Below are 26,283 nucleotides of genomic sequence, written 5' to 3'. Positions count from 1 at the left end.
CAAAATAACCCTCTTATGCGATCAGACGAAAGGATGTTGTCGGACCGGAGCAGTGATCAGCGCAGTCGTCCGATCACCCAGGTCGGCGTCCGACCCTCGGCCATCAGCCACGGGTGCAGCAGGGCCTCCTCGGGGGCCTCAACATCCGCGCCGAAGGCATCCGCCGCAAGCCCGCCGGTCACGAACAGCGAATCGATGCCCTGCGCCTCGGCCCCGGCGATGTCGGTCAGGATGCCGTCGCCCACGGCCAGGCAGCGCGCATCGGGACCCAGGCCCATCAGCTGCCGCGCCCGGTCATAGATCGGGGCATGCGGCTTGCCGAAATAGAGCGCGGTGCCGCCCAGGGTCTCGTAGAACTGCGCCAGCGCGCCCGCGCAGTAGATCCGCGTCTCGCCCATGTCCACGACGATGTCGGGATTGGCGCAGAGCATCGGCAGCCCGCGTGCGATCGCCGTCTCGAAGCGGTCGCGGTAATCCTCGGGGGTCTCGTTGATCTCGTCGAAGGGACCGGAGGCCACGATGCCCTCGGCCTCCACCAGCGGGACGCGCCGGACCGGCTCGGCCCCCTCGGGGATGTCGGCAAAGAACCCCTCGTCCTTCTCCAGCCCGATATGCCAGACCTTGCGGCCCACGGCGCCGGCGAACATCGCCTCCTGCGCCGCATCGCCCGAACTGACCACCAGGTCCCACGCGTCGCGCGGCACACCCATGCGGTCCAGCTGCGCGATGACGAAGCGGTTCGGACGCGGCGCGTTGGTCATCAGGCAGACCTGACCGCCCTGCGCGCGGAACGCCTCAAGCGCCGCCACGGCCGCGGGAAAGGGCTGCCTGCCGTTGTGCAGACAGCCCCAGAGATCGCAGAACAGCGCGTCATAGCCAGCCGAGATCTCGGCCAGCGACGAAATGATGCGGCTCATCAGACGGCCAGGACCGGGATGATCTGCTTCTTGCGGCTCATGACGCCGGGCAGCACGACGGTGTCGCCGGTGACGGTGACGCCGAAGCTGCGCTCGGCCACGAACTTGACATAGTCGTTGGGGACCAGCAGCGTCGCCTGCTCGCGCAGGATGTCGACCACGAAGAGCATGACCTCGTCGGCGCCATCCTCGGCGGCGACGGCGGGCATGGCGGCGATCAGCGCGTCCTTGCGGTCCAGGATGACCTGCGGCGCGGTCGTCTCCAGCACCGAGATGCGCAGCTGCTTGCCGCCCAGCTCGTATTCCTTGCTGTCCATCTTCAGCAGCGCGGCCTCGCTGAAGGCGCTGACGTCGGACTTGGCGGCGAACATCTCGGCGGCGAATTCGGGAATGTCCACGCCCAGGTCGGCCGCCAGCTTCTCGGCCACGGCCCGGTCATGCGGGGTGGTGGTCGGGCTGCGGAATTCCAGCGTGTCCGACAGGATGCAGGTCAGCATGGCGCCCTTGATGCCCTCGGGGGCGCGGGCGATGTCCTCGCCCATCAGGTCGTGCATGATGGTCGCGGTGCAGGCCAGCGGGCGGATGGTGATGTTGATGGGCGCGCGCGTCTTGATGCCGCCGGCCAGCAGGTGGTGGTCGATGATCTCGATCACGTCTGCCTGCTCCAGGCTCTCGGGCAGTTCGGCCGGGTTGTTGGTGTCCACGATCACGCAGCGGTCGTCGGCGGTCACGTCGTCGATGATGCGCGGCTTGGACAGGTTCCAGCGCTGCAGCATCCAGGCGGCCTCGGTGTTCGGTTCGCCCTGCAGGACGGCTTCGGCCGGGGTCTGGCGGCACTCGTTCAGGTACCAGGCCCAGATGATGGGCGAGCCGGTCGAATCCGTGTCGGGAGAAGTGTGGCCAAAGACCTTGATCATGATGCGCCTCGGGGTTTGAGCGTTGTCTGCACGCGCCTTATAGGCAGCCCGCCCCCCGTTGTCCACGTTCGGCACATCGCTCCGGACATGCGAAGGGCGCCCGGTCGGGCGCCCCCCATCGTCATCGCGATGCGCCGGATCAGGCCGCGCGGGACATCAGCACGTCGCCCACGCGCTTCTGCGCGCCGTCCACGTCCAGGCCACCCACCGCGGCGACCTCGCGGGTCAGGCGGTCCAGAGCGGCCTCATAGAGCTGACGCTCGGAATAGGACTGCTCGCGCTGGTCGTCGCAGCGGTGCAGGTCGCGCACCACCTCGGCGATCGACAGCAGGTCGCCCGAATGGATCTTCTGTTCGTATTCCTGCGCCCGGCGGGACCACATGGCGCGCTTGACGCGGGCCTTGCCCTTCAGCGTCTCCAGCGCGCGGTCGATCAGGTCGGGGGTTGCCAGGCTGCGCATGCCGATCTCGGTCGCGCGGGCGGTGGGCACGCGCAGGGTCATCTTGTCCTTGTCGAACGAGATCACGAACATCTCCAGTCGCAGACCGGCGACCTCCTGCTCCTCGATGGACACAATGCGGCCGACGCCGTGGGCGGGATAGACCACGAAATCATCGGGACGGAATTCATTCTTCTTCGATTTCGACATCTGGCTTCCTTTGACATGCGCCCATAGGACGGGCACAAAGGGCCGCAGGGTGATCGACCACCCTCGGTCCGTTTTCGATCATGTTGGGCGCTCCCGACCAGCAGACGGCAGGAACGCGGCAGCGGATTGCCCATGGCCCGGAAACCCTCCGGACGACGCGCGACAGCAATGAGTATAACACAAAAATGACGCCGGAAAAAGCGTCGCATGCAGGTCGCGGCCATCAAGACGCCGCGTCCGGCGGGAAGCCTCAGCGCAGGCCCATCTCGGCCAAAGCCGCCGCGATGGCCGGAGGCAGCGCCTCCTCGCTGGCGCGGCCTGCGGGCAGGTCGGGCGGCGCGTCCTCGGCGGGAAGATAGCGCCACCCCTGGAACGGGCGGCGCGGCACGGCGGCGACCCGGACCAGGTCCCGGTCCAGAACCAGACCGCAGCGCAGGATGCCGTCCGCGCCCTCGATGCGCTCCAGCGACAGGATGCGCTGGCGCGCCAGCATGACGCCCTTGAACACCCAGTAGATCGACCCGCCGGCCAGCAGCTCGGCCTCGCGCTTGGGCCACATGCGGGTGACGTGCATCGCCGGGCCTGCGCCAAAGCGCTTCTGCCATGCGGCAAGATCGTCGGGGCTCTCGGCGCCGACGCACAGCTTCATCAGGTGCAGGATCGCGGTCATGGTGCCGACCTAATCGCGCGGGGCGGCGGCATCAAGGGGCCGCGACGGGGGCCGAAACGCAAAGGGCCGCGCGTGATGCGCGGCCCTCTGGCGGTCAGATGACCGGGATCACAGCTCGTCCAGCGCCTCGACGGCCTTTTCCAGCTCTTCCTTGGTCACGGTCTTCTCCTGGACCTTGGCCTTCTCGGCGATCAGATCGACGACCTTGTCCTCGAAGATCGGCGCGCGCAGCTGCTGCTGGGCGGCCTGGTTCTGCTGGATGAACTCGAAGAACTGACGCTCCTGACCCGGATACTGGCGCGCGGCGCGCAGGACGGCCTGGGTCATCTCCTGGTCGCTGACGGTCACCTCGGCCTTCTGGCCGATCTCGGCCAGCAGCAGGCCCAGACGGACGCGGCGCTCGGCCAGGGTCTTGTGCTCCTCGGTCGGCTCGATTGAGCCGTGGTTGTGGTCGTGGACCTCGGGGTTCTCCTCGTGCCACAGCTGGTGCGCGATCTGCGCGGCCTCGGCCTCGACCAGCGATTCCGGCAGGTCGAACTTGACCTTGGCATCCAGCTGATCCAGCAGCGACCGCTTCATCACCGCGCGGGCGGCACCGGCATATTCGGCCTCCAGACGCTCGGCGATCTGCTTCTTCAGACCGTCCAGGTCCTCGGCGCCGAACTTCTTGGCCAGCTCGTCGTCCAGCTCGGCCTCCTTCGGGGCCTTCACGGCCTTGACGGTGCATTCGAAGGTGGCGTCCTTGCCGGCCAGATGCGGCGCGCCATATTCCTCGGGGAACTTGACCTCGACCTTGACCTCGTCACCGGCCTTGGCACCGACCAGCTGATCCTCGAAGCCGGGGATGAAGCTGTTCGAACCCAGGACCAGCGGATAGTCCTCGGCCGCGCCTCCCTCGAATGCCTCGCCGTCGACGAAGCCCTTGAAGTCGATGGTGACCTGGTCGCCGTCCTTGGCCTTGCTGCCCTTCTTGCGGTCCTCGAAGGACTGCGACGATTTCGCCAGGTTCTGCAGCGCCTCGGTGACGGCAGCCTCCTCGGCGGGAACGGTCAGCTTCTCCAGCGACAGGTCCGACAGGTCGACCTCGGGGATCGCGGGCAGCGTCTCGTAGGTCACGTTGACCACGACGTCGTCGCCCTCTTTCCAGGTGTCGCCACCCTCCATCTCGATCTTGGGCTGGGCGGCGGGGCGGTCGCCCGACTGCTCCAGATGCTCGCGCACGGCGCCGTCGATGGCGTCCTGCATGGCCTCGCCCAGGATGCGCGGGCCGAACTGCTTCTTCAGCATGGCCATCGGGACCTTGCCCTTGCGGAAGCCCTTCATCTCGACTTCGGGCTGCGCCTCTTTCAGCTTGGCATCGACGGCGGCGGCCAGGTCGGCGGCGGGCAGCGTAAACTGATACCCGCGCTTCAGACCGTCGTTCTGCGTTTCCTTGACCTGCATCTTACCCTCATAGAAAGAAGGGCCACCCATCAGGCGGCCTGAAATTTGCGCCGTTCTAGTCGCCGCGCCGCGGGCCTGCAAGCAGATAGCACGCGGCCCCGCTGGAACTTGCCCGCCCCGCGGCGTTAGGATGGGACCAACCGACAGGAGTTGCCATGACCGCCGAAGCCCCCACCGAACCCCGCCTGACATCGCTGGCCCATGGCGGCGGCTGCGGCTGCAAGATCGCGCCCGGGGTGCTGTCCTCGCTGCTGCGGGGCAGCGCCGCCCTGCCCGTCCCGCCCGAGCTGCTGGTGGGCATCGAGACCTCGGACGATGCCGCCGTCTACAAGCTGAACGATCGCCAGGCGCTGGTCGCCACGACCGACTTCTTCATGCCGGTGGTGGACGATCCGCATGATTTCGGCCGCATCGCCGCGACCAACGCGATCAGCGACGTCTATGCGATGGGCGCGACGCCCATCCTGGCGCTGGCGGTGGTGGGCATGCCGATCAACGCGATCTCGCACGCCACCATCGGCGCGATCCTGGACGGCGGCGCCTCGATCTGCCGCGAGGCGGGCATCCCCATCGCCGGCGGCCACACCATCGATTCGGTCGAGCCGATCTACGGCCTCGTGGCCTTGGGCCTGGTCGATCCCGCGCGGTTAAAGCGCAACGCGGACGCGCAGCCGGGCGATCTCCTGGTGCTGGGCAAGCCCTTGGGCGTGGGCGTCATGTCGGCGGCGCTGAAGAAGGGCCAGCTGGGTGCCGAGGGCTATGCCCGGATGATCGAGGTCACCACGAAGCTGAACCGTCCCGGCCCGGACCTGGCCGCGATCGACGGCGTGCACGCAATGACCGATGTCACCGGCTTCGGCCTGGGCGGCCACGGGCTGGAAATGGCGCGCGGATCGGGCTGCGATCTGATGATCGAATGGTCGGCCGTGCCGCGACTGCCCGGCATCGACGCGCTGATCGCGGCGGGCCATGTCACCGGGGCCTCGGGCCGCAACTGGGCCAGCTATGGCGAGGGGGTGGTCTTGCCGCAGGGCTTTGCCGACGCGGACCGCGCCCTGCTGACCGATCCGCAGACCAGCGGCGGCCTGATGGTCGCCTGCGCGCCGGACGCGCTGGAAGCGGTGCAGGCGGCCTTTGCGCGCCACGGTTTCGCGGATGCCGCCGTCATCGGCGAGGTCGGCCCGCACAGTGACGCGCCCCGCGTCATCCTGCGCTAGAAGCGCAGGCCGAAGCTGATCGCCGCCCCTTCGGACCCGATGCCGAAGCTGGCCGCGCCGAAGCTGATCCCGATCAACGCGCCGGCCAGCGCCTGATCGGACGTATGCTCTCCGGCCTGGACCCGGCTGAGCGCCGTCAGCCCCGCCGCCCCATAGGCCGCGGCCCCCAGGGCGGGATCGTCCTCCCAGCATTTCCCGGCCAGATCCGCGGCGCCGAAGCCTGCGGCGGCGGAATGCCCCGACGGAAACCCGCGCCCCTCTCCGGAAGGCCGCATGCCCAGGGGCGTGCCGTCGAACACTGCCTTGAGGCCCAGCACCACCGCCGCCTGAAGGGCGCCGCGAACGGCGAAGTCCTCCAGCCGGTCCTGATCGGCCGCGCAGACGGCTGCCGCCAGCGGCAGCGCGTATTTCATCGTGGTGCCGAACCGTTCCAGCCCGTCGGCCCCCGCGGGCAGGGCCAGCAGGCAGGCCATCCCGGCAATCGCCGCGCGCATCGGCTACTGCTGCAGGGTCTGGAGGTAATCGGCCAGCGCCACCAGCCGCGCGGGCGTGGCGACGCGCTGGCCGGAACCGTCATCATACATGACCACCGGCCCCTCTCGCAGCCCGTCAAAGACCAGCATGTGCGATTCGCTGCGGCCCATCGTGTATCCGACCAGCTGCCCCATCACGCGGGACTTGGGAAAGACGCCACCATTCGCGGCGGCCAGCATGGTCAGGTCGGCCGGCGCGGGGTGCATGCCCACCGCGGCGGGACCGTTGCCGCGACCGCCGGGACCGTGACAGCTGGCGCAGTAATCGGCATAGTCGCGCGCGGCCCCGGTCGGCTGCATTTCGGGCGCGCAGGCCGCGATCAGTCCCGCCAGCCCCAGCCCGGTCATCCCCGCCATCATCCATGCGCGCATCGGCCCTGCCCCTCTCTCGTTTTCACCAGCATGCACCCCCGCGCGAGGCGGCGCAACGCTCAGGCGGCGGTCAGGCGGATCACCCGGTCCATCCGCTCGGCCAGCGCGTGGTTATGCGTGGCGATCAGCGCCGAGAGGCCGGTGTCGCGCACCAGCGCCATCAGCACGTCGAAGACCCGGTCCGAGGTCTCGGGGTCCAGGTTCCCCGTGGGTTCGTCCGCCAGCAGCAGCGCGGGCTGGTTGGCCAGGGCGCGGCAGAAGGCCACGCGCTGCTGCTCTCCGCCCGACATCTGGGCGGGGCGGTGATCGGCGCGATGCGCCAGCCCTACGCGGCCCAGCAGATCGGTTGCCCGCGCCTGCGCGTCGCGGGGCGCCGTGCCATTGGCCAGCTGCGGCAGGACGATGTTCTCGGCCGCGCTGAATTCGGGCAGCAGGTGGTGGAACTGGTAGACGAAGCCCAGCTCCTGCCTGCGCGCCTCGGTCCGCGCGCGGTCGGGCAGGCCGGTCATGTCGCGCCCGGCCAGCCAGACGCGCCCCGCATCGGGCGTGTCCAGCAGCCCCGCGATATGCAGCAGCGTCGACTTCCCGGCCCCCGACGGCGCGACAAGCGCCACGACCTCTCCGCGCGCGACGCTCAGGTCCAGCCCGTCCAGCACCGTCACCGGCGCGGGTCCGCCCCGGCCATAGGTCTTGCCGACGCCCTCCAGCCGCAACACGTCACTCATAGCGCAGGGCCTCCACCGGGTTCATGCGCGCGGCGCGGCGCGCGGGAAAGATCGTCACGACGAAGGACAGCGTCAGCGACAGCGCTACCGCGCGGAAGATGTCCCAGGCCCGCAGATCGGCGGGCAGGCGATAGATGCCGCGCACCTCGGGCTGCCACGCGCCGCCCCCGGTCAGCGCGTTCAGCCCCGCCATGATATTGTCCACGTTCAGCGCCAGCGTCACGCCCAGCACCACCCCCGCGATCGTGCCGATAACGCCGGTGAAGGCCCCGCACAGGAAGAAGACGCGCAGGATCGACCCTTCGGTCAGGCCCATGGTGCGCAGGATGCCGATGTCGCGGCCCTTGTTCTTGACCAGCATGATCAGCCCGCTGGTGATGTTCATCGACGCGATCAGGACCAGCACCGACAGGATCACGAACATCACGTCGTCCTCCATGTCCAGCGCCGACAGGAACGACCCGGAGCTGTCGCGCCAGGACCAGGTCTGCGCGCCCTCTCCGGCGGCCTGCATCAGGGGCAGGGTCCAGTCGTCGACGCGTTCGGGGTCCTCGACGAAGACCTCGATCTCGTCGGCGACGCCCTCGCGGTTGAAATAGGCCTGCGCCTCGGCCAGCGGCATGTAGACACGCGTGCGGTCGATGTCATAGCGCCCGGCGCTGAAGATGTAGGTCACCTCGTAGGCGCTGACGCGGGGCGAGGTGCCGAAGGCGGTGCGCGCGCCCTCCGGCGCGATCAGGCGGATGCGGTCGCCCACGCCCACGCCCAGTTCGCGCGCGATCCCCGATCCGATGGCGATGCCCTCGTCGAACCGCGCCAGGTCGCCCTCGGACGTCGCCGGGTCGACGATGCGCGGCATCGCCTCCAGATCGGCCTGGGTCACGCCGAAGACCTCGGCCACGTTGGAGGAATCGTTGGCGCTGGCCATGACCTGGCCCTTGATGATCGCGGCAGTGCGGGTGACGCCGGGAACCTCGGCCAGGCGCGCGGCCATCGCCTCATAGTCGGTGATGCGGCCCGGCACGACATAGACGTCGTCGGTGAACTCGTTGGTGACGGTCTGCGGCGCCAGATAGACCGTGGTATGCGCGTTGGCCCCCAGGATCGTGTCCACGAACTCGGCCCGGAATCCCGCGCGGACGGCCAGCGTGGCGATTAGCGCCATCACCCCCAGGGCGATGCCGATCAGGCTGATCCAGGTCATGACGCTGACGCCGCCCTCGGCGCGGCGCGCCCGCAGATACCGCCAGGCGATCATGAATTCGAAACGCGAAAAGCCTATCGCCATGGTCCAAGCCCCTGAATTTCCGCCCGGACCCTGCCCCCGCGCCCCCCGAAATTCAAGCCGACAAAGCCGTGAGGGCCTGGCGCGCGGGCAAATACCCACCTTGCGAGGCCCGCCGGGCGGTGCCAGATGAGGGCCATGGCAAAATCATCCTCCGCCTTCACCTGCACCGCCTGCGGCGCCGCCCACAAGAAATGGGCCGGGCGCTGCGACGCCTGCGGCGCCTGGAACACCATCATCGAGGAGGCCCCCCTGTCGCAGGGTCCGGGCCGGGGCCTCGGCGCGCACAAGGGGCGCGCGGTGCCGCTGTCGGGCCTGTCCACGACCGAGCCGCCGCCGCCGCGCGCCCTGTCGGGCATGGACGAGCTGGACCGCGTGCTGGGCGGCGGGCTGGTTCCGGGATCGGCCCTGCTGGTCGGCGGCGATCCGGGCATCGGCAAGTCCACCCTGCTGCTGCAGGCGGCGGCGGCCTTCGCGCGGCGCGGTCAGAACGCGATCTATTTCAGCGGCGAGGAGGCCAGCGCCCAGGTGCGCATGCGCGCCGTCCGCCTTGGCCTCGCGGATGCGCCGATGCGGCTTGGCGCCGAGACGAACCTGCGCGACATCCTGACGACGCTGGACGCCGAGCGCCCCGACGTGGCGGTGATCGATTCGATCCAGACGCTGTGGTCGGACACGGTCGAGGCCGCGCCGGGCAGCGTGGCCCAGGTCCGCGCCGCCGCCCACGAGCTTGTGACCTTCGCCAAAAGCCGGAGCGTCGCGGTGATCCTGGTGGGCCATGTCACCAAGGACGGCCAGATCGCCGGCCCCCGCGTGGTCGAGCACATGGTCGACTGCGTGCTGTATTTCGAGGGCGAGCGCGGGCATCAGTTCCGCATCCTGCGCAGCGTCAAGAACCGCTTCGGCCCTTCCGGTGAAATCGGCGTCTTCGAGATGACCGGCGCGGGCCTGGCCGAGGTCGCGAACCCCTCGGCGCTGTTCCTGTCCGAACGCGGCCAGCCCATCGCGGGCAGCGCGGTATTCGCGGGCATCGAAGGCACGCGCCCCGTCCTGACCGAGGTGCAGGCCCTGGTCGCGCCCTCGACGCTCGCCAGCCCGCGCCGCACGGTGGTGGGCCTGGACAGCGGCCGCGTCAGCACGATCCTGGCGGTGCTGGAGGCGCGCTGCGGCATCCCCTTCGCGGGGCTGGACGTGTTCCTGAACGTCGCGGGCGGCATGAAGGTCGCGGAACCGGCGGCCGACCTGGCCATCGCGGGGGCGCTTCTGTCGGCGCGCGAGGACAACCCCCTGCCCCCGGACGCCGTGCTTTTCGGCGAAATCAGCCTGTCGGGCGCGCTGCGTCCGGTGGCGCAGGCCGAAAACAGGTTGAAAGAGGCGCAGAAACTTGGTTTTTCACAAGCGATTTTGCCGGACGCCTCACGGGTCGAAGGCGCGTCGGGGATGGCGCTCAGGCGCATCACCGACCTGACGGGATTTGTGGGCGATATCTTCGGCGCCGGCTGAAGGGCCTGAAACGGAACGACAACCGGCGCAAGGGGCAGGTTCATGGACGGATTTACGATCATCGACGCGGTGGTGGCGGGTGTCATCATCCTCTCGGCCATTCTGGCCTGGTCGCGGGGCTTCGTGCGCGAATCGCTGGCGATCCTGGGCTGGATCGGCGCGGCGGTGCTGGCCTTCCTGTTCGCGCCGACGATGCGCCCGCTGGTGGCGCAGCTGCCGGTGCTCGACCGGTTCCTGGGCGACAGCTGCGAGCTGGCGACGATCGCGGGCTTTGCGGTGGTCTTCGCGCTGGCGCTGGTCGTCTTCTCGATCATCACGCCGCTGTTCTCCTCGGTCGTGCAGCGCTCGGCGCTGGGCGGGGTGGATCAGGGGATGGGCTTTCTGTTCGGCGTGGCCCGCGGCGTGCTGCTGGTCGCGATCGCCTTCATCGTTTACGACCGCGTGATGACCACCCAGGACGTCGCCGTGGTCGAGAACTCGCGTTCGGCCCAGGTGTTCGAGCGGATGCGCCTGCAGATGGACGACCAGATCCCCGCCGACGCGCCGGGCTGGATCGTCACCCGCTACGAGCAGATGGTGATGGGCTGCACCGCCACCGACGCCGCCGTGACCCCCGAGGCACCGGCCGCGAACTGAGGCCCTCCGCCGATTGCGACGGCAGCATGACGAAAAAGCGCCCCCGCCCGACCGCGGGGGCGTGACTTTGAGGCGGGGGCGGACTACATAGCGCCTAACAGCCCCCAGCCATCGAGGTCCGTTCGTGCAACCCTTTCTGGCCCATCCCTTCGATTCGGACCGCCTGCATGAGGAATGCGGCATCTTCGGCGCCATCGGCGTGGCGGACGCATCGAACTTCGTGGCCCTGGGCCTTCATGCGCTGCAGCATCGCGGCCAGGAGGCGGGCGGCATCGTCGCCCACGACCCCGAACAGGGTTTCAACAGCGCCCATCGCTTCGGCTATGTCCGCGACAACTTCACCAAGCCCGAGCTGATGGCCACCCTGCCCGGCCCGCTGGCCATCGGGCATGTCCGCTACTCCACCGCCGGGACCAAGGCCAACACCGCGATCCGCGACGTGCAGCCCTTCTTTGGCGAGTTCCACATGGGCGGCTGCGCGATCGCCCATAACGGCAACATCACCAACGCGAGCGCCCTGCGGCGCGAACTGATCGAGCGCGGCTCGATCTTCCAGTCGTCCTCAGACAGCGAGTGCATCATCCACCTGATGGCCCGGTCGATCCAGCGCAACATTCCCGAGCGGATGAAGGACGCGCTGCGCCGGGTCGAGGGTGCGTTCAGCGTCATCGCCATGACCCGGACCAAGCTGATCGGCGTGCGCGACGCCCTGGGCGTGCGGCCGCTGGTTCTGGGCCGTGTGGGCGAGGACGGATACGTGCTGGCCTCCGAGACCTGCGCGCTGGACATCATCGGCGCCGAGTTCCTGCGCGAGGTCGAGCCGGGCGAAATGGTCGTGATCTCCAAGGGCGAGATCGAATCGTCGCGGCCCTTCGGCCCCTCGACGGGCCGGTTCTGCATCTTCGAGCATGTCTATTTCTCGCGCCCCGATTCGATCATCGGCGGGCGGTCGGTCTATGAGACGCGCCGCCAGATCGGGGTCGAGCTGGCCCGCGAGGCGCCGGTCGAGGCCGACCTGGTCTGCCCGGTGCCCGACAGCGGCACCCCGGCGGCCATCGGCTATGCGCAGGAATCGGGCATCCCCTACGGCATGGGGATCATCCGCAACCAGTACATGGGCCGGACCTTCATCGAACCCACCGACCAGATCCGCAACATGGGCGTGCGGCTGAAGCTGAACGTGAACCGCGCGCTGATCGCGGGCAAGCGGGTCGTGCTGGTCGATGACAGCGTGGTGCGCGGCACCACCAGCCGCAAGATCAAGGACATGATCCTGGATGCCGGCGCGGCCGAGGTGCATTTCCGCATCGCCTCGCCCCCCACGGCCTGGCCCTGCTTCTACGGCGTGGATACGCCGGACAGGGAGAAGCTCTTGGCCGCGAACATGACGCCCGAGGAGATGCGCGACTGGATCGGTGTGGACAGCCTGTCCTTCGTGTCGCTGGACGGTCTTTACCGCGCGGCAGGCGAGGCCGCGGGTCGCGACACCAAGGCGCCGCGCTATTGCGATGCGTGCTTCTCGGGCGATTATCCCGTGGCGCCCTTCGATCAGCTGGAGCGCGGGTTCCGGATGAAGGTCGGCTCCGAGACCGCGGTGAAGCAAGCCGCCGAGTGATGGCGTCCCGCGACGGCCGGGGGACGTCCCGTCCCCCGGACCCCCTGGGGGATATTTTCGTGAAGAAGAAGGGTCAGGGGACGATACGTTCGAGCGCGTCGTAGCCTGCCGCGTCGGTGGACCAGATGGCCACGGCAAGGCCGTCGGGCTTGTGGCGCAGCGTAGCCAGTTCGGCGCGCGTGACCCATCGGGCGCGGTTCACGATGCCTTCGGGATCGGCCAGCGTCAGGCGGTCGGGGCCGGTGAGGGTTGCGCGGAAGTGGATCTCGACCTGATGGAAGCGGCGGTCGGGGTCATGGAATTCGTTGACCAAAAAGGGCGCGCCCACGGCGATACTCAGGCCGGTTTCCTCCAGCACCTCGCGGACGAGATTGTCGGGAAGCGAGGCGTGCGGCTCGACCCCGCCGCCGGGCAGGCACCAGAGGTCGGACTGCGCGCCCGGATAGGCGTTCACCATCAAGACGCGGTCCGCCTGCAGGATCGCGGCGCGGACCGCCAGGCGGATCATCCGGTGATCCGGTTCGCATGGCCCATCTTGCGGCCGGGGCGCGCCTCGCCCTTGCCATAGAGGTGGATCTGCGTGCGTGGCTGCGCCAGCAGCGCGGGCACGCGGTCCATGTCGTCGCCGATCAGGTTCTCCATCACCACATCCGCATGGCGTTGGCCGTCGCCCAAGGGCAGGCCCGCCACGGCGCGGATATGCTGTTCGAACTGATCGACCGCGCAGCCCGCCTGCGTCCAGTGGCCGGAATTGTGCACGCGCGGCGCGATCTCGTTCACGATCAGGCCCTGCGGCGTCACGAACAGCTCGACCCCCAGCACGCCCACATAGTCCAGCGCATTGGCGATGCGCGCGGCGATCAGCACGGCGTCGGTGGTGACGCGGGCGGGCTGGCCGCAGGGGATGGTGGTGGTGCGCAGGATGCCGCCTTCATGCACGTTCAGGCCCGGATCGAAGGCCGCGACCTGGCCGTCGGTGCCGCGCGCGATGATCACGCTGATCTCGGCGGTGAAATGGACGAAGCCCTCCAGGACCGAGGGCGCGCCGGTCCAGTCGGCGGGGCCGTCGCCGATGCGGACCTGGCCCTTGCCGTCATAGCCCATGCGGCGGGTCTTGAGGATCGAGGGGCGCCCGATCCGGGCGATGGCCCCGTCCAGTGCGGATTGGTCGGGGACGTCGGCGAAGGGCGCGACGGTCAGGCCGATCTCGGTCAGGAAGGTCTTCTCGGTCAGGCGGTCCTGGGACACGGCCAGGGCGCGGCGGCCCGGGCGGATCGGGCGCAGGCTCTCCAGCAGGTCCAGCGCCGAGGTGGGGACGTTCTCGAATTCGTAGGTGATGACGTCGACGCTCTCGGCGAAGGCGCGCAGCGCGGCCTCATCCTCATAGGAGGCGGTCGTCACGCGCCAGGCTACGTCGCCCGCGGGCGCAGCGCCCGGCTCATAGATGTGGCAGCGCAGGCCGAGGCGGCTGGCCGCTGCCGACAGCATGCGGCCCAGCTGGCCGCCGCCCAGGATGCCGATGGTGCGGATCTCAGTCATCGACCGGCTCCTCGGGGATCGATGCCGACAGCGCCGCGCGCCAATCGTCCAGCCGCTGCGCCAGCGCCGGATCGCTCAGCGCCAGGATGCCCGCCGCCATCAGCCCGGCATTGGCCGCACCGGCAGCCCCGATCGCCATGGTCGCGACCGGATAGCCCTTGGGCATCTGCACGATGGAATAGAGCGAATCGACACCCGAGAGCGCCTTGGTCTGGACGGGCACGCCGATCACCGGGATGCGCGTCTTGGACGCCATCATGCCGGGCAGATGGGCGGCCCCGCCCGCGCCCGCGATGATCACCTTGAGGCCGCGATCCGCCGCGCTGCGTCCGTAGTCCCACAGCCGGTCGGGCGTGCGATGGGCGCTGACGATGCGGGCGGTCCAGGTAATGCCCAACTCGTCCAGGATCGTCGCCGCCTCGCGCATGGTGGGCCAGTCGGACTGGCTGCCCATGATGATTCCCACCGGTTCGGTCATCGCTTTGTCCCCGTTCTGCCGTCACGCCCGTCCTAGCGCGGGCGGGCGCGGGTCGCAATCAGGCGATGATGTCGGGGGTCAGCTCATCCTCCAGCCGGGCGATGCGGTCCTTTAGCGACAGCTTCTGCTTCTTCAGGCGCTGCAGTGCCAGCGACGAGGTCAGCTGCTGCCCCTGCAGGGCGGCGATCGCCTCGTCCAAATCGCGATGCTCGCAGCGCAGCGCCTCGAGGCGGGTGCGGGCGATCTGGTCGTGGGTCATCGAATGCTGCATGTTCATCGGACGGACTCGGGGTCTGGGATGCCGTGGTCCCGACTTATAGCGCGTCGCGGGCGTTCTGTTAACACCATGCGTGCAACATGCCGAACCTATTGCAAAATCAGCGACGTCACGCCATCGTGATCCCGATGATGCCCTGTGGAGACGGCCGATGAGAGGCGCGCTGATCCTGATGCTGGCACTGGCCGGTCCCGCCGCGGCGCAGGACCCGATGCAGCTGTGCGTGAACCAATGCATGTTCGACAGCGGGCCGGCAGGCAGCCCGCGATACGATGCCTGCATCGCCCGCATGTGCACGACCACGGCCCCCGCCCCCGCGGAGGACCCGACGCTGCGTGGAGACATCGCTGCCCCCGCGCCGCCCGCGATGGAGGATCCGGGAACCGACGGGCCGTCGGGCTGGACCGTGGGCACGTTGGCCGACGGAAGCGCGTTCAGTGCAGGCATCCGCTATCAGGGCCGCGGGCTGGATTACCTGTGCCGGGCGGGCGGGCCGGGGCTGATCGGCCTGTCGGGCATGCGGGCGGACGGCAGCGTGACGATCCTGGTCGACGGTCAGCGCCTGCGCATGAGCTTCGTGGCGCAGGACGATGTCGTCTATGCGCAGGCGGATCCGGGCTCGTCCCTGCTGGCCGCGCTGATGGGCGGGCGGCAGGTCACGCTGTCGGACGGCAGCGCCACGACCTCGCTGCCGCTGACCGGATCACGGGCGGCGATCCAGCAGGCGATGCGGAGCTGCGGCCTTCTGCCCTGAGCGGGGCCAGTCCCGCATCTTGCAATGCCCCTGCGGGCTTTCCATATTCAGGGACGGGACAAGGGTTCCCGCAACGGGACCCCGGGACCGCAGTCGCTGAACCGCAAAGGGCTGACATGACAAAGATTTCCTTGGGGGCGCACCCCTATCTTCTGGGCTTCGACCAACTGGAGCGTCTGGTCGAACGGGCCGCCAAGGGTGCCGAGGGCTATCCCCCCTACAACATCGAACACCTGCCGCCCGACGCGTTCCGCATCACGCTTGCCGTCGCCGGTTTCGCCGAGGACGACCTGTCGATCACCACCGAGGACCGGCAGCTTGTCATCCGCGGCCGCCAGCCCGAGGCCGACGACACGCGCGTCTATCTGCATCGCGGCATCGCCGCCCGCGCCTTTCAGCGCAGCTTCGTGCTGGCCGACGGGGTCGAGGTGACCGCAGCCGCGATGGAGAACGGGCTTTTGCATGTCGATCTGCGCCGCATCAGCCCGCAGCAGGTCGTCAAGACCATTCCGATCAGCCGCAAGACAGGGGATCAGCGATGAACAGCAAATTCGACTTCGGCACTGGCGCGGATCAGACCGTCTACATCCGTCCGGTGGACACCGACACCCTTCCGCGCGACCTGCGCGAGAAGCTGCCCGGCGTGCGCATCCTTTATGCCGTGCATGACACGGACGGAGAGCGTCTGGCCCTGGTTCAGGACCGCAGGCTGGCCTTTACGCTGGCGCGGCAGAACGAGCTGACCCCCGTCAGCGTCCACTGAGCCGTCACGCCGCGGGCGCATAGCGCATGAAGGCGAAGGCCCGCCCGTCCGGCGACCAGCAGGGGACATTCAGCGTCCCCTGCCCTCCGAACAGATCGCACAGCTTGCGCCGCCCCGTCCCGTCGGGTCGCATGATCCACAGGGATACGTCGCGGTCGCGCGGATGCTCGGTCGTGCCCGGCGCATAGGTCAGGAACACGACATGCCGACCGCAGGGCGAGGGGTGCGGGAACCAGTTCACGCTTTCGTCGCGAAAAACCGGGGCGGCCTCGCTGCCGTCCGTGCGCATGCGCCAGATCTGGGCGTGCCCCGTCGCGTCGCTGTTGAACCAGATCCATGTGCCGCAGGGGCTGAAGTCGGGGCCGTCGTGATGGGCGATCCCCGGCGTGAGGATGCGCTCGTCGCCGCCGGCCAGATCGCAGGTGGCGATCCGCACGACCCGGTCGCCGCCGCGCGCGCAGGCATAGGTCATCCGGTCCCCCAAGGCGCCGTGCCACCAGCTGGGCCGCGGTGTCGGCAGGGTCACGGTCCCGTCCGGTCCCAGCACATGCATACCCGCGCCGCTGCCGTCATGGGCGGAAAAGACGATACGTCCGTCGGGCAGGAAGCCGTGATCGTTGTTGCAGCGCTCGGGCAGGCCCGTGGCGATGGGCGTCAGCCCGCCCGCATCGGCCCGGAACAGCCCGCCATCGCCATTCACCAGGAACCAGCCGTCGGGATGCCAGTTCGGCGCCTCGATCAGGCGCGGGCTGCGCAGCACGACACGCGCCTGCCCGGTCGCGATGTCCCAGACCTCCAGCGACGACCGCCAGCTCATGCCGCGACCCGACGGCGACGCCAGTGGCGCAGCGCCAGGACCGTGAGGATCGCCGAGAACACGACCAGCTGATAGCTTAGCGCTTGGGCCAGCGCCGCCGGATGATCGGCCCCGCCGCGCAGCGCTACGAAGAACAGGCTGGAGACGATGGCGATGCCGATGACCGCGCCGACCTGCTGAAAGGCCTGCATCCCGCCGGTCGCCGCCCCCGCAATGCGTCCCGGGACATCCCTCAGGACCAGCTGGAACAGCGGAGAGATCGCCAGCCCCATGCCCAGCCCGTTGAGCGCCAGCGGTCCCGCCAGCGTCGTCACTCCGAAAGGCGTCGGCGGATCGCCCGCGACATGGCGCAACCACGCCATTCCGGCCAGAAGCACCGTCGCGCCAAGCGCGATGCGCGCCGTCAGGATGCGCGTGCCGAACCGCCCGGTGATCCAGCTGCCGACCATCACGCCCAAGGGGAAGGGTGCCGTGGCCAGACCCGATTCCAGCGGGCTGAGCCCGAAGCCGGTCTGGAAATAGATGGCCAGCACCAGGAACATCCCCGGAATGGCCGAGAAATGCAGCATCACCACGGTCACGCCCGACAGGAAGCCGCCATCACGCAGCAATGCGACGGGCAGCAGCTGCTCACGCCCCGCCTGTTCCAGCGCGTGCTGGCGGCGCAGGAACAGCGCCGCCACCGGCAGCGCCAAGGCCAGCAGCGCCAGTGACCACCACGGCCAGCCCAGCAGCGGGCCCTCGATCATCGGCAGCACGGCCAGCGTCACGGCCAGCGCGAAAAGCGCCACCCCCGGCCAGTCGATCGCCATGCCGCGCGCCGAATCCAGCCGCGGGATCAGGTTCATCCCACCCAGGACGACCAGCAGCCCCACAGGCAAATTCACCAGGAAAATCGGGCGCCAGTCCAGCCCATAGAGGTCGGCGGTGATCAGCAGCCCGCCCAGAAGCGGACCAGTCACCGCACCCAGGCTGACCACGACACCCGCCAGCGCGAAGGCGCGCGCCTTCTGGTCGGGGGGAAAGATCACATGCATGATCGCCATGACCTGCGGCACCATCATCGCCCCGCCGATGCCCTGCAGCGCGCGCGCCCCGATCAGCACGCCGACGCCGGGCGCAAGCCCGCACAGCACCGATGCCAGCGTGAACAGCGCCACCCCGGACAGGAACAGCCGCTTGCGGCCCAGCTTGTCGCCGAACCGCCCGCAGGGCAGCAGCGCCACCGCGAAGGCCAGCACATAGGCGGCCGAGATCCATTCGATCTGCGTCTCGGTCGCGTTCAGGTCGGCCTTGATCGAGGGCAGCGCCACGTTGACGATGCTGACATCGACCAGGTTCATGAAATTGCCCATCAGCAGCAGCACCGTCGCCGCCCAAGGATTGCCGACCCGGCCGGGGTCTTTCGGTTCCGTCATCAAAGCCTCCGGTGATCTGGCCGCGCCGGTCGAACCGTGGCCCTGGCCTGCGGGTTCCGCAACGGCGAACGGCCCCGGTGTCGCACCGGGGCCGTTCAAAGGATCGGGTCGCGGATCAGGACAGGCCGATCAGGCCCATGCTCTCCAGCTTCAGCAGCACCTGATGGGCGGCGCTGTCCACGTCGATGTCCGTGGTGTCCACGCGCAGCTCGGGCTTCGCGGGCTCCTCATAGGGGTCCGAGATGCCGGTGAACTCCTTGATCTTGCCTTCGCGGGCCAGCTTGTAGAGGCCCTTGCGGTCCCGGCGCTCGCACTCCTCCAGGGGGGTGGCGACATGGACCTCGACGAAGGCGCCGCCCGCCTCGACCATCTCGCGGACCGCACGGCGGGTCGCGGTATAGGGCGCGATGGGCGCGCAGATCGCGATGCCGCCGTTCTTGGTGATCTCGGAGGCGACATAGCCGATGCGCTTGATGTTGATGTCGCGATGCTCCTTGGAGAAGCCCAGCTCCGACGACAGATGCTTGCGCACCACGTCACCGTCCAGCAGCGACACGGGACGCCCGCCCATCTCCATCAGCTTGACCATCAGCGCATTGGCGACGGTCGACTTGCCCGAACCCGACAGGCCGGTGAAGAACACCGTGAAGCCCTGCTTGGCGCGCGGGGGCGAGGTGCGGCGCAGCTGCTGCACGACCTCGGGGAAGCTGAACCATTCCGGGATGTCCAGCCCCTCGCGCAGGCGGCGGCGCAGCTCGGTGCCGCTGATGTCCAGGACGGTGCAGCCCTCGGGAACTTCGTTCGCGGGGAAATACTGGGCCTTCTCCTGCACATAGACCATGTGCTTGAAGTCCACCATCTCGACGCCGATCTCGGACTGGTGCTGCTTGAACAGCTCCTGCGCGTCATAGGGACCATAGAAGTCCTTGCCCTGGCTGTTTTTGCCCGGTCCGGCATGGTCGCGGCCGACGATGAAATGCGTGACGCCGTGATTGGCGCGGATCAGCCCGTGCCAGACTGCCTCGCGCGGACCCGCCATGCGCATGGCCAGGTTCAGCAGCGACAGGTTGGTCGTGGCCGCCGGATACTTGTCCAGCACCGCCTCGTAGCAGCGCACGCGGGTGAAGTGGTCCACGTCGCCGGGCTTCGTCATGCCGACGACGGGATGGATCAGCAGGTTGGCCTGCGCCTCGCGCGCGGCGCGGAAGGTCAGTTCCTGATGGGCGCGGTGCAGCGGGTTGCGGGTCTGGAAGGCCACGATCCGGCTCCAGCCCAGCTTCTTGAAGAAGGCGCGCAGTTCGTTTGGCGTGTTGCGGCGGGCGCGGAAATCGTAATGCGTCGGCGCGGCCAGACCCTTGACCGGGCCGCCCAGATAGATCGGACCCGCGACGTTGTGAAGATAGTTCACGGCCGGGTGGGCCAGATCGTCGGCGCCGAAAACCTTCTCGGCCTCGCGCGACTTGTTCGGAACCCATTTGTCGGTGACCGACATGACCGCCAGAATCACGCCTTCCTGATCGCGCAGCGCGATGTCGGTGCCGGGTTCCAGCCCGCCGGCAAAGGCCTCGGACACGTCCAGGGTGATCGGCATCGGCCACAGCGCGCCGGATGACAGGCGCATCTCCTCGACCACGCCGTCATAGTCGGCCTGGGTCAGGAAGCCCTTCAGCGGGTTGAAGCCGCCGTTCATCAGCAGCTCCAGATCGCAGATCTGGCGCGGCGTCAGGTCCCAGCTGGGCATGGTGCCGGCATCGTCCTTCAGCGACGCGGCCGCCGCCTCGGAGACGTAGAGTTCGGGAATCGGGCTGTGGTTCGGCAGGGTCATGTTCGGCGCTCGTGGTTTGCACAGGTCAGATCAACACGCGCATCCGAAGGCGGCCGCGTGACTCGGTCGCACCCATACCGGCGTAAAAAGCGATATTCAAGTCTGGGAAAACGGTAGAGGCGCGAATGGGCGCAGTGTTGCGCAGGAACCGCGCCCGCGTCATAGATTGATGCCCTCAAGCGAAAAGAGAGACCGCCATGACCGCCACGGACCCCCTGCGCGCCCTTGATCGGGAGGAACGCGAGCTGGACGCCCAGAGCCAGCCCGACATCCTGACCACGCTGGACGACCGGCAGCTGACCACGCTGATCGGGCTGCTGCGCCTGCGCCGCAACCGCGCGCGCGACATCTCCGCCCGTCAGGGCCGCGAGATGCGCGGCAAGGTGGCGCCCAAGGGCTCGACCGCCGCGGGCGGCAACGAGGGCACCCGCAGCAAGGCCGAACTGCTGACCGCCGCGCTGGACCGGGCCATGGCCGAGCGCGAGCGTCGCGGCACGGTCAGCTGACCGCCGCGACCAGGCTTTCGGGGGCGGGGTCCGCCTCGCCCAGGGCCGCCAGATAATGCTCCGCGTCCAGCGCCGCCATGCAGCCCATGCCCGCGCTGGTCACCGCCTGACGATAGACGTGATCGGTCAGGTCGCCCGCCGCGAAGACGCCGGGGATCGAGGTGCGGGTGCTGCCCGGCTCGACCTTGACGTAGCCGCCATTGTGCAGCTCCAGCTGGTCCTTGACCAGTTCGCTGGCCGGGGCATGCCCGATCGCCACGAAGACGCCATCCGCAGGAATCGTCCGAGTCGTGCCGTCGCGCAGGTCGCGCAGCACCGCCCCGGTGACCCCGGCAGGCGCATCGGTGCCGGTGATCTCGGCCAGTTCGGCGTTCCAGACGACCTCGACCTTGGGATGGGCGAAGAGGCGGTTCTGCAGGATCTTCTCGGCGCGCAGGCTGTCGCGGCGATGGACCAGGGTCACCTTGCTGGCAAAGCGCGTCAGGAACAGCGCCTCCTCGACCGCGGTGTTGCCGCCGCCGATCACCACCACCTCGCGGTTGCGATAGAAGAACCCGTCGCAGGTCGCGCAGGCACTGACGCCGAAGCCCTTGAACTTCTCCTCCGACGGCAGGCCCAGCCAGCGGGCCTGCGCGCCGGTCGCCAGGATCACCGCATCGGCCGTCACCACGCGCCCGCTGTCGCAGGTCGCAACGAAGGGACGCCGACCCAGGTCGAGGGAGGTGACCATGTCGATCACGATCTCGGCACCCATGGCGCGGGCATGGGCCTCCATCTTGACCATCAGCTCGGGGCCCTGGATCTCGGTCTCACCGGGCCAGTTTTCGACCTCGGTGGTGATGGTCAGCTGCCCGCCGGGCTGCATGCCCTGGATGAGCATCGGCTCCAGCATGGCGCGGGCCGCATAGACCGCCGCCGTATAGCCGGCCGGGCCCGATCCCACGATCAAAAGTTTCACATGGCTGCGTTCGGTCATCTTGCGCCCCTTTCGCGGTTTGTGCATGAGGTAGTCCCTCACGCGCCGGACTGCAACGCATCCCCGCCCATGCCCGATCTCGACAAGATTGTTGCGCCGGACGGGGCGGCATTGTAGTTTCCGGCAACGCCAAGACCCGAAACAGAAAGACAATCATGGCCGGCGCCAAACTCGACGACATCGACCGCAAGATCCTGGCCGAACTTCAGGCCGATGGGCGCATGACCAATGTCGAACTGGCTCGGCGCGTCGGCATCTCGGCGCCGCCCTGCCTGCGGCGCGTGCGCACGCTGGAGGAGCTGGGCTACATCCGCGGCTATCACGCCGACATCGACGCGCGCGAGCTGGGATTCGAGGTGCAGGTCTTTGCCATGGTGCGTCTCGCGTCGCAATCCGAACGCGATCTCTCGGCCTTCGAGGCGCTGGTCCAGGAATGGCAGCTGGTCCGCGAATGCCACATGCTGAACGGCGAGATCGACTTCATCCTGAAATGCATCTCTCCGGATCTGTCGACCTTCCAGCGGTTCCTGACCAACAGCCTGACCGCCGCGCCCAACGTGGCCTCGGTCAAGACCTCGCTGGTTATCCGGGGCGCCAAGGACCTGCCCGCCGTCCCCTTCGAGATCGTCGAGGAACGCGTCCGCGAAGCGGGCTGATCCTTACGCAGGCTGGCCCGACTGACGCTGCTGATCTGGTCCTTGGCCAGCGTCGCGCTGATGGGCTGGATGCTGGCCCAGAACCCATTCGCCGCCCCGTTGGTCGATCGCGGCCTGGCCGAGGCACGCCTTGCGCTGGACCGCGCGGTCGCGGCGCGGGCGACACCGGACTGGCTGATCTCGCGACTGCGCGCCGCGCTGGACGCAGGCGACCGCCCGATGGTGCAGATGCTGTCCGATCTGGCCCGCGATCAGGGAACGCCCCTGCCCGCCGACCTGCGCGCCCGCACGGACGCCGCGCTGGACGTGGGCGTGGTACAGACCCTGTCCGATTGCGGTGCCTGCATGCGTGACGTCACGGCCTGCCCCAGCCTGACGCTGGTCGCGGCCTGCACCCTGCCCTTCGAGCTGTCGCCCGCGGGCGACGCAGCCGCCCTGATCCGGCAGGGCGGCACCTGGGCCTCGGGCGGCGATCCGGACGGGATCGAGGCCGCCTTGGCAACGCTCGGCCTTGCCGCCACGGCTGGCACGCTGATGACCGCCGGCGGCAGCATGTCGCTCAAGGGCGCGGCCACCACGCTGCGCGTCGCGCGCCGCGCGGATGCGCTGTCGCCGGGCATGACGCGCGCCCTGAGGGCGGCCGCGCGCAGCCCCGCGCCCGCCCGTGCCCTGTCGGGCATCGCCACGGATGTCGCGACCATCGGGCGGCACGCCTCGGTCGGACAGGTGCTGCCGGTGCTGCGGCTGGCGGATGATCCGGCGGAACTGGGCCGCCTCGCGCGCCTCTCCGAGGCGGCGGGGCCGCGGACGGGGCGCACATTGACGGTGCTGGGCAAATCCGACAGCCTCCGCCTGATGCGGCGCGTGGCGGATGCCGCCATGGCCGCGGCGGCGCTGATCGGGCTGGTCCTGGGACAGATCGCGGCGCTGATCGGCGCGGCCGTGCAGATGGCGCTGCGCCGCGCGCTGGCCCCCGCACCCGCGCGCCGCCGACCGCCGCCGCTGCGCGCGCCCTATAGGGCGATGGCGCTGATCAGGCGGCCGTAGTCGGGCTGGCCCTCATGCGTGGCGCGGCGATAGCTGAAGAAGCGGTCCGGGTCGGAATAGGTGCAATGGCGCGACCATTCGGCCTCGACCCCCGCCGCGCGCAGCCGCGACAGGCCAAAGCCGGGCAGGTCGAACATGGGCCGGCCGTTCGGCCCGCCGGAGAAGAAGCGCTGGTTCTCTTCGTCCTCGGCCAGGAAATCGTCCATGAACTCGGGGCTGACCTCATAGGCGCGCTGGCTGATGGTCGGGCCAATCACCGCGCGGATGCGCGTGGCGCCCAGATCGCGCATGGCGTCCACGGTCGCCTCGATCACCCCGCAGAGCGCCCCGCGCCAGCCGGCATGGCAAGCACCGACGACGCCCGCCGCGGGGTCGGCCAGCAGAACCGGCTGGCAATCCGCGGTCAGTACGGCGACGGCCACGTCGCGGCGGCGCGTGACCAGGCCGTCGGCGCGGATCTCCTTGACGGTTTCCACATCGTCGCCCTCGGCCAGCGTCACCACATCGGCGGAATGGACCTGCTTGACGGTGGCCAGCAGGCCCGCCGACACGCCCATCGCACCCGCGACGCGGGCGCGGTTGACCAGCACCATCTCGCTCTGGTCGCTGGAGCGGCGGCCGCAGTTCAGCCCCGCGAACAGCCCCGAGGAGGCGCCGCCCTTGCGGGTGAAGAAGCCGTGCTTCACGTCAGAGAGCAGCGGATGGGTCAGGATTTCAAGCGTCGTCTGCATGGGCCTCCAGAGGTGCGAACCCCGGCACCGGCGGCGCGGAACGGGGCCAGATCGCGATTGCCTTGAACAGGTGACCCATTTCCTGCGGATGGGTCAAGCGCCGATGGGCGGCGACAGCCCCCGCATCGCCCGCGCGGGCCAACGCCTCGGCCCGGGCCGAGATGCCGAGCGCCTCCAGCCAGTCGCCCTGCCGGACCGGGGCCGAGACCGCCGCCCCGCCCCGGACGGCCGCCGCCGCCAGCGCCGCGAAATCGACATGGGCGGTCAGGTCCGCCTCTCCGGGATGGGCCAGCGGATCGTCGGGCGCATGGTCGCGCAGCGCCTGGAATGTGTCGCCATAGCCGTTCCATCCGCCGTAATCGATCAGGATCGCCGCGCCCCCATGGGCCGCGATGCGCCGCGCCACGGCCTCGGCGAAGGCTGTGCCCTCGGGGCAGTCCTCGACGATGTCGCCGGGGCGGCCGGGGCGATCGAGCGGCACGACAGGTCCCAAGCCGATCCGCAGGCCGGTCTCCGACAACCCGACCATCCGCTCTCGCCAGCCTTCGGGTGTCATCTGGAACTGCCGGATCGGCAGGGCGTCTATGAACTCGTTCCCTATCAGGAACAAAGGCTTGTCTGCTGTATCCTCGATGGCGTCGAGATGCGTGACATCGCCCAATCTCTCGCGCTGCACCTGACGCAGATGCGGTGACGCCTCGATCAGCGCGACCTCCGCCGCGTCGGTCAGCCCGGGCACGCGGGCCATGACGCGCAGCATGTCGGCCATCAGCGTGCCGCGACCCGGTCCCGGTTCCACCAGGGCGATGGCCTCCGGACGACCCTGGTCGATCCAGGCCTGTGCCAAGGCCAGCCCGCACAGCTCGCCGAACATCTGGTGGATCTCGGGGGCGGTGGTGAAGTCGCCCGCCCTGCCGAAGGGATCGCGGGTCGCGTAATAGCCGTGGCGGCCGTCCATCAGGCAGATGCGCATGTATTCGGCCAGGCTGATCGGCCCGGTCGCCCGGATGCGCGCCGCGATCAGCCCGGCCAGCGGCGTCACAGGCGCGGCCTGCGCCGCGCGGCGGCGATCAGTGCCAGCCCGATCAGCACCATGGGCAGCGACAGCAGCTGTCCCATGGTCAGGCCGAGGTCCGGCCCTCCGACGACATGGCCAAGCGGATTGTCCGGGGTGATGAACTGCGCGTCGGCCACGCGGAACAGCTCCACGACCATCCGCGCCAGCCCGTAGCCCGCCAGGAAGATGCCGAAGGCCAGGCCCGGACGGCGCAGCCCGCCCGCACGCACCACGGCGAACAGGATCAGGCCCAAAAGCAGTCCCTCCAGCCCCGCCTCGTAGAGTTGGCTGGGATGGCGTGCGCAAGGGCCGACGATGCCGGGGCAGGTCTGCGCGGCCTCTCCGGGAAAGACGACGCCCCAGGGCAGGTCGGTCGGCCGCCCCCACAGTTCGGCATTGATGAAGTTGGCAATACGCCCGAAAAAGATGCCGATGGGCGCCACGACCGCCATTGCATCCGCCAGCCGCAGGACCGGCACGCCCTGCGACCGCGCCCAGGCCCAGGTCGCGACGATCACCCCGGCGAAACCGCCGTGAAAGCTCATCCCGCCCTTCCAGACCTTCACGATCTCCAGCGGGTTGGCGAGATAGTAGGCCGGTTCATAGAACAGCACGAAGCCCAAGCGACCGCCGACGATCACGCCCAGGATGACCCATGTCAGAAGGTCGTCCACCCGGTCGGGCGCCGTGGGCGGCGTGCCGCCCCAGATCGCGGGGCGGCGCATCATCGCCACGATCAGCCGCCAGCCCAGGATCAGACCAGCCAGATAGGCCAGCGCATACCAGCGCAGCGAGAGCGAGAACCCGCCCAGGGTCAGCGTGAAGATCTCGGGCGAGATGTCGGGAAAGGGGATCATGGAACCTCGGCTGTGCTGTGCGCGCGCACGCTAGTCGCCAAGCCCGCGGTGTCAACATTGAACCCCGGCGCCAACCGGACCATATAGGGTGCAACGATCC

General features: G+C 69.1%; 30 protein-coding genes. 10 read left to right on the top strand and 20 right to left on the bottom strand.

Annotated elements, in window-relative coordinates:
• Positions 1-56 precede the first annotated feature (56 nt).
• The 5 genes from AC2SGK_RS04405 to tig all read right to left on the bottom strand — a co-directional run bounded on the left by AC2SGK_RS04405 (position 57) and on the right by tig (position 4,596).
• Positions 57-917 (bottom strand): TIGR01459 family HAD-type hydrolase, encoded by an 861-nt coding sequence (locus tag AC2SGK_RS04405; RefSeq protein WP_488322374.1) that lies wholly within the window; start codon positions 915-917, stop codon positions 57-59.
• Positions 917-1,834, bottom strand: coding sequence for a manganese-dependent inorganic pyrophosphatase (locus AC2SGK_RS04400; RefSeq protein ID WP_488322373.1), 918 nt, complete (start codon positions 1,832-1,834; stop codon positions 917-919). The genes AC2SGK_RS04405 and AC2SGK_RS04400 overlap by 1 nt, the downstream gene beginning before the upstream one ends.
• A 139-nt stretch (positions 1,835-1,973) precedes the next feature.
• On the bottom strand, positions 1,974-2,483 hold the full coding sequence (locus AC2SGK_RS04395; RefSeq protein WP_488322372.1) for a CarD family transcriptional regulator: 510 nt from the start codon (positions 2,481-2,483) through the stop codon (positions 1,974-1,976).
• Positions 2,484-2,733: 250 nt separating this feature from the next.
• The gene (locus tag AC2SGK_RS04390) at positions 2,734-3,153 is read right to left on the bottom strand and encodes a DUF1489 family protein (RefSeq protein ID WP_488322371.1); all 420 of its coding nucleotides are present in this window, start codon (positions 3,151-3,153) and stop codon (positions 2,734-2,736) included.
• Positions 3,154-3,261: 108 nt separating this feature from the next.
• Positions 3,262-4,596, bottom strand: a complete 1,335-nt coding sequence (gene tig, locus AC2SGK_RS04385; RefSeq protein ID WP_488322370.1) for a trigger factor — start codon at positions 4,594-4,596, stop codon at positions 3,262-3,264.
• A gap of 155 nt (positions 4,597-4,751) precedes the next feature.
• Here tig and selD point away from each other — a divergent pair, with 155 nt between their 5' ends.
• Entirely contained in the window at positions 4,752-5,813 is a 1,062-nt protein-coding gene (selD, locus tag AC2SGK_RS04380; protein WP_488322369.1) for a selenide, water dikinase SelD, read from the top strand.
• Here selD and AC2SGK_RS04375 read toward each other — a convergent pair.
• The 4 genes from AC2SGK_RS04375 to AC2SGK_RS04360 are packed head-to-tail and all read right to left on the bottom strand — an operon-like array spanning position 5,810 to position 8,731.
• Complete coding sequence (locus tag AC2SGK_RS04375) at positions 5,810-6,307, bottom strand: phosphatase PAP2 family protein (RefSeq protein WP_488322368.1); 498 nt, start codon at positions 6,305-6,307, stop codon at positions 5,810-5,812. The genes selD and AC2SGK_RS04375 overlap by 4 nt on opposite strands.
• Before the next feature lie 3 nt (positions 6,308-6,310).
• Complete coding sequence (locus AC2SGK_RS04370) at positions 6,311-6,718, bottom strand: cytochrome C (protein WP_488322367.1); 408 nt, start codon at positions 6,716-6,718, stop codon at positions 6,311-6,313.
• A gap of 59 nt (positions 6,719-6,777) precedes the next feature.
• Positions 6,778-7,443 (bottom strand): ABC transporter ATP-binding protein, encoded by a 666-nt coding sequence (locus AC2SGK_RS04365; RefSeq protein WP_488322366.1) that lies wholly within the window; start codon positions 7,441-7,443, stop codon positions 6,778-6,780.
• Positions 7,436-8,731 (bottom strand): lipoprotein-releasing ABC transporter permease subunit, encoded by a 1,296-nt coding sequence (locus AC2SGK_RS04360; RefSeq protein ID WP_488322365.1) that lies wholly within the window; start codon positions 8,729-8,731, stop codon positions 7,436-7,438. Before AC2SGK_RS04360 ends, AC2SGK_RS04365 begins: the two co-directional genes overlap by 8 nt.
• A 135-nt stretch (positions 8,732-8,866) precedes the next feature.
• Here AC2SGK_RS04360 and radA point away from each other — a divergent pair, with 135 nt between their 5' ends.
• The 3 genes from radA (at position 8,867) to purF (ending at position 12,482) form a co-directional block, all read left to right on the top strand.
• Positions 8,867-10,231: a DNA repair protein RadA gene (gene radA / locus AC2SGK_RS04355; RefSeq protein WP_488322364.1), complete on the top strand. Its 1,365-nt coding sequence runs from the start codon at positions 8,867-8,869 to the stop codon at positions 10,229-10,231.
• A gap of 42 nt (positions 10,232-10,273) precedes the next feature.
• Entirely contained in the window at positions 10,274-10,867 is a 594-nt protein-coding gene (locus tag AC2SGK_RS04350) for a CvpA family protein (protein WP_488322363.1), read from the top strand.
• Between the two features lie 124 nt (positions 10,868-10,991).
• Positions 10,992-12,482, top strand: a complete 1,491-nt coding sequence (gene purF, locus AC2SGK_RS04345) for an amidophosphoribosyltransferase (RefSeq protein WP_488322362.1) — start codon at positions 10,992-10,994, stop codon at positions 12,480-12,482.
• Between the two features lie 73 nt (positions 12,483-12,555).
• Here the strand turns inward: purF and AC2SGK_RS04340 are convergent, their stop codons facing one another.
• Genes AC2SGK_RS04340 through AC2SGK_RS04325 form a run of 4 tightly spaced genes read right to left on the bottom strand, consistent with a single transcriptional unit; the run spans position 12,556 to position 14,776 of the window.
• Positions 12,556-12,990, bottom strand: coding sequence for an NUDIX domain-containing protein (locus AC2SGK_RS04340; RefSeq protein WP_488322361.1), 435 nt, complete (start codon positions 12,988-12,990; stop codon positions 12,556-12,558).
• Positions 12,987-14,021, bottom strand: a complete 1,035-nt coding sequence (locus AC2SGK_RS04335; RefSeq protein WP_488322360.1) for a 5-(carboxyamino)imidazole ribonucleotide synthase — start codon at positions 14,019-14,021, stop codon at positions 12,987-12,989. Before AC2SGK_RS04335 ends, AC2SGK_RS04340 begins: the two co-directional genes overlap by 4 nt.
• Complete coding sequence (purE, locus tag AC2SGK_RS04330) at positions 14,014-14,499, bottom strand: 5-(carboxyamino)imidazole ribonucleotide mutase (RefSeq protein WP_488322359.1); 486 nt, start codon at positions 14,497-14,499, stop codon at positions 14,014-14,016. The genes AC2SGK_RS04335 and purE overlap by 8 nt, the downstream gene beginning before the upstream one ends.
• Positions 14,500-14,557: 58 nt before the next feature.
• Positions 14,558-14,776, bottom strand: a complete 219-nt coding sequence (locus AC2SGK_RS04325; RefSeq protein ID WP_411836575.1) for a YdcH family protein — start codon at positions 14,774-14,776, stop codon at positions 14,558-14,560.
• A 151-nt stretch (positions 14,777-14,927) separates the two neighbouring features.
• On the opposite strand from AC2SGK_RS04325, the gene AC2SGK_RS04320 reads away from it, so the two are divergent.
• The 3 genes from AC2SGK_RS04320 to AC2SGK_RS04310 all read left to right on the top strand — a co-directional run bounded on the left by AC2SGK_RS04320 (position 14,928) and on the right by AC2SGK_RS04310 (position 16,293).
• Complete coding sequence (locus tag AC2SGK_RS04320) at positions 14,928-15,530, top strand: hypothetical protein (RefSeq protein WP_488322358.1); 603 nt, start codon at positions 14,928-14,930, stop codon at positions 15,528-15,530.
• A 116-nt stretch (positions 15,531-15,646) separates the two neighbouring features.
• On the top strand, positions 15,647-16,072 hold the full coding sequence (locus tag AC2SGK_RS04315) for an Hsp20 family protein (protein WP_411836573.1): 426 nt from the start codon (positions 15,647-15,649) through the stop codon (positions 16,070-16,072).
• Positions 16,069-16,293, top strand: a complete 225-nt coding sequence (locus AC2SGK_RS04310) for a DUF1150 family protein (RefSeq protein WP_488322357.1) — start codon at positions 16,069-16,071, stop codon at positions 16,291-16,293. The genes AC2SGK_RS04315 and AC2SGK_RS04310 overlap by 4 nt, the downstream gene beginning before the upstream one ends.
• A 4-nt stretch (positions 16,294-16,297) precedes the next feature.
• Here the strand turns inward: AC2SGK_RS04310 and AC2SGK_RS04305 are convergent, their stop codons facing one another.
• From AC2SGK_RS04305 to AC2SGK_RS04295, 3 genes are all read right to left on the bottom strand, one after another.
• Positions 16,298-17,110: a TolB family protein gene (locus tag AC2SGK_RS04305; protein WP_488322356.1), complete on the bottom strand. Its 813-nt coding sequence runs from the start codon at positions 17,108-17,110 to the stop codon at positions 16,298-16,300.
• Complete coding sequence (locus AC2SGK_RS04300; protein WP_488322355.1) at positions 17,107-18,528, bottom strand: MFS transporter; 1,422 nt, start codon at positions 18,526-18,528, stop codon at positions 17,107-17,109. The genes AC2SGK_RS04305 and AC2SGK_RS04300 overlap by 4 nt, the downstream gene beginning before the upstream one ends.
• A 115-nt stretch (positions 18,529-18,643) precedes the next feature.
• A complete protein-coding gene (locus AC2SGK_RS04295) occupies positions 18,644-20,353 on the bottom strand; it encodes a bifunctional sulfate adenylyltransferase/adenylylsulfate kinase (protein WP_488322354.1) in 1,710 nt (569 codons plus the stop codon).
• A 197-nt stretch (positions 20,354-20,550) separates the two neighbouring features.
• Between AC2SGK_RS04295 and AC2SGK_RS04290 the strand changes: the two genes are divergently transcribed.
• On the top strand, positions 20,551-20,859 hold the full coding sequence (locus tag AC2SGK_RS04290; protein WP_488322353.1) for a hypothetical protein: 309 nt from the start codon (positions 20,551-20,553) through the stop codon (positions 20,857-20,859).
• On the opposite strand, the gene trxB is transcribed toward AC2SGK_RS04290, so the two are convergent.
• Positions 20,852-21,835: a thioredoxin-disulfide reductase gene (trxB, locus tag AC2SGK_RS04285; protein WP_488322352.1), complete on the bottom strand. Its 984-nt coding sequence runs from the start codon at positions 21,833-21,835 to the stop codon at positions 20,852-20,854. The genes AC2SGK_RS04290 and trxB overlap by 8 nt on opposite strands.
• A 155-nt stretch (positions 21,836-21,990) precedes the next feature.
• Here trxB and AC2SGK_RS04280 point away from each other — a divergent pair, with 155 nt between their 5' ends.
• Together AC2SGK_RS04280 and AC2SGK_RS04275 are read left to right on the top strand one after the other, a co-directional pair.
• Positions 21,991-22,491 (top strand): Lrp/AsnC family transcriptional regulator, encoded by a 501-nt coding sequence (locus AC2SGK_RS04280; protein ID WP_488322351.1) that lies wholly within the window; start codon positions 21,991-21,993, stop codon positions 22,489-22,491.
• A gap of 42 nt (positions 22,492-22,533) precedes the next feature.
• On the top strand, positions 22,534-23,538 hold the full coding sequence (locus AC2SGK_RS04275; protein WP_488322350.1) for a hypothetical protein: 1,005 nt from the start codon (positions 22,534-22,536) through the stop codon (positions 23,536-23,538).
• On the opposite strand, the gene pgeF is transcribed toward AC2SGK_RS04275, so the two are convergent.
• The 3 genes from pgeF to lgt are packed head-to-tail and all read right to left on the bottom strand — an operon-like array spanning position 23,505 to position 26,183.
• Positions 23,505-24,269 carry a peptidoglycan editing factor PgeF gene (gene pgeF, locus AC2SGK_RS04270; RefSeq protein WP_488322349.1) on the bottom strand — a complete coding sequence of 255 codons (765 nt, stop codon included), beginning with the start codon at positions 24,267-24,269 and terminating at the stop codon, positions 23,505-23,507. The genes AC2SGK_RS04275 and pgeF overlap by 34 nt on opposite strands.
• Complete coding sequence (locus tag AC2SGK_RS04265; protein ID WP_488322348.1) at positions 24,253-25,311, bottom strand: class I SAM-dependent methyltransferase; 1,059 nt, start codon at positions 25,309-25,311, stop codon at positions 24,253-24,255. The genes pgeF and AC2SGK_RS04265 overlap by 17 nt, the downstream gene beginning before the upstream one ends.
• Complete coding sequence (gene lgt / locus AC2SGK_RS04260) at positions 25,308-26,183, bottom strand: prolipoprotein diacylglyceryl transferase (RefSeq protein ID WP_488322347.1); 876 nt, start codon at positions 26,181-26,183, stop codon at positions 25,308-25,310. The genes AC2SGK_RS04265 and lgt overlap by 4 nt, the downstream gene beginning before the upstream one ends.
• Positions 26,184-26,283 lie beyond the last annotated feature (100 nt).

Source organism: Paracoccus sp. NIOT.M2S5SZ12, from assembly GCF_057748165.1.
Note: the sequence above shows the minus strand (reverse complement) of the source record. Positions and strands in the feature narration are given on the sequence as shown.

Coding starts and splice junctions, on each gene's coding strand:
- AC2SGK_RS04290 (WP_488322353.1), top strand. CDS start 20,551: ATGACCGCCACGGACCCCCTGCGCGCCCTTGATCGGGAGGAACGCGAG.
- AC2SGK_RS04370 (WP_488322367.1), bottom strand. CDS start 6,718: ATGCGCGCATGGATGATGGCGGGGATGACCGGGCTGGGGCTGGCGGGA.
- AC2SGK_RS04375 (WP_488322368.1), bottom strand. CDS start 6,307: ATGCGCGCGGCGATTGCCGGGATGGCCTGCCTGCTGGCCCTGCCCGCG.
- selD (WP_488322369.1), top strand. CDS start 4,752: ATGACCGCCGAAGCCCCCACCGAACCCCGCCTGACATCGCTGGCCCAT.
- AC2SGK_RS04300 (WP_488322355.1), bottom strand. CDS start 18,528: ATGACGGAACCGAAAGACCCCGGCCGGGTCGGCAATCCTTGGGCGGCG.
- AC2SGK_RS04340 (WP_488322361.1), bottom strand. CDS start 12,990: ATGATCCGCCTGGCGGTCCGCGCCGCGATCCTGCAGGCGGACCGCGTC.
- AC2SGK_RS04310 (WP_488322357.1), top strand. CDS start 16,069: ATGAACAGCAAATTCGACTTCGGCACTGGCGCGGATCAGACCGTCTAC.
- AC2SGK_RS04405 (WP_488322374.1), bottom strand. CDS start 917: ATGAGCCGCATCATTTCGTCGCTGGCCGAGATCTCGGCTGGCTATGAC.
- AC2SGK_RS04325 (WP_411836575.1), bottom strand. CDS start 14,776: ATGAACATGCAGCATTCGATGACCCACGACCAGATCGCCCGCACCCGC.
- AC2SGK_RS04295 (WP_488322354.1), bottom strand. CDS start 20,353: ATGACCCTGCCGAACCACAGCCCGATTCCCGAACTCTACGTCTCCGAG.
- AC2SGK_RS04395 (WP_488322372.1), bottom strand. CDS start 2,483: ATGTCGAAATCGAAGAAGAATGAATTCCGTCCCGATGATTTCGTGGTC.
- AC2SGK_RS04400 (WP_488322373.1), bottom strand. CDS start 1,834: ATGATCAAGGTCTTTGGCCACACTTCTCCCGACACGGATTCGACCGGC.
- AC2SGK_RS04305 (WP_488322356.1), bottom strand. CDS start 17,110: ATGAGCTGGCGGTCGTCGCTGGAGGTCTGGGACATCGCGACCGGGCAG.
- AC2SGK_RS04280 (WP_488322351.1), top strand. CDS start 21,991: ATGGCCGGCGCCAAACTCGACGACATCGACCGCAAGATCCTGGCCGAA.
- lgt (WP_488322347.1), bottom strand. CDS start 26,183: ATGATCCCCTTTCCCGACATCTCGCCCGAGATCTTCACGCTGACCCTG.
- radA (WP_488322364.1), top strand. CDS start 8,867: ATGGCAAAATCATCCTCCGCCTTCACCTGCACCGCCTGCGGCGCCGCC.
- AC2SGK_RS04365 (WP_488322366.1), bottom strand. CDS start 7,443: ATGAGTGACGTGTTGCGGCTGGAGGGCGTCGGCAAGACCTATGGCCGG.
- AC2SGK_RS04390 (WP_488322371.1), bottom strand. CDS start 3,153: ATGACCGCGATCCTGCACCTGATGAAGCTGTGCGTCGGCGCCGAGAGC.
- trxB (WP_488322352.1), bottom strand. CDS start 21,835: ATGACCGAACGCAGCCATGTGAAACTTTTGATCGTGGGATCGGGCCCG.
- AC2SGK_RS04350 (WP_488322363.1), top strand. CDS start 10,274: ATGGACGGATTTACGATCATCGACGCGGTGGTGGCGGGTGTCATCATC.
- AC2SGK_RS04315 (WP_411836573.1), top strand. CDS start 15,647: ATGACAAAGATTTCCTTGGGGGCGCACCCCTATCTTCTGGGCTTCGAC.
- AC2SGK_RS04320 (WP_488322358.1), top strand. CDS start 14,928: ATGAGAGGCGCGCTGATCCTGATGCTGGCACTGGCCGGTCCCGCCGCG.
- purE (WP_488322359.1), bottom strand. CDS start 14,499: ATGACCGAACCGGTGGGAATCATCATGGGCAGCCAGTCCGACTGGCCC.
- tig (WP_488322370.1), bottom strand. CDS start 4,596: ATGCAGGTCAAGGAAACGCAGAACGACGGTCTGAAGCGCGGGTATCAG.
- AC2SGK_RS04335 (WP_488322360.1), bottom strand. CDS start 14,021: ATGACTGAGATCCGCACCATCGGCATCCTGGGCGGCGGCCAGCTGGGC.
- AC2SGK_RS04360 (WP_488322365.1), bottom strand. CDS start 8,731: ATGGCGATAGGCTTTTCGCGTTTCGAATTCATGATCGCCTGGCGGTAT.
- pgeF (WP_488322349.1), bottom strand. CDS start 24,269: ATGCAGACGACGCTTGAAATCCTGACCCATCCGCTGCTCTCTGACGTG.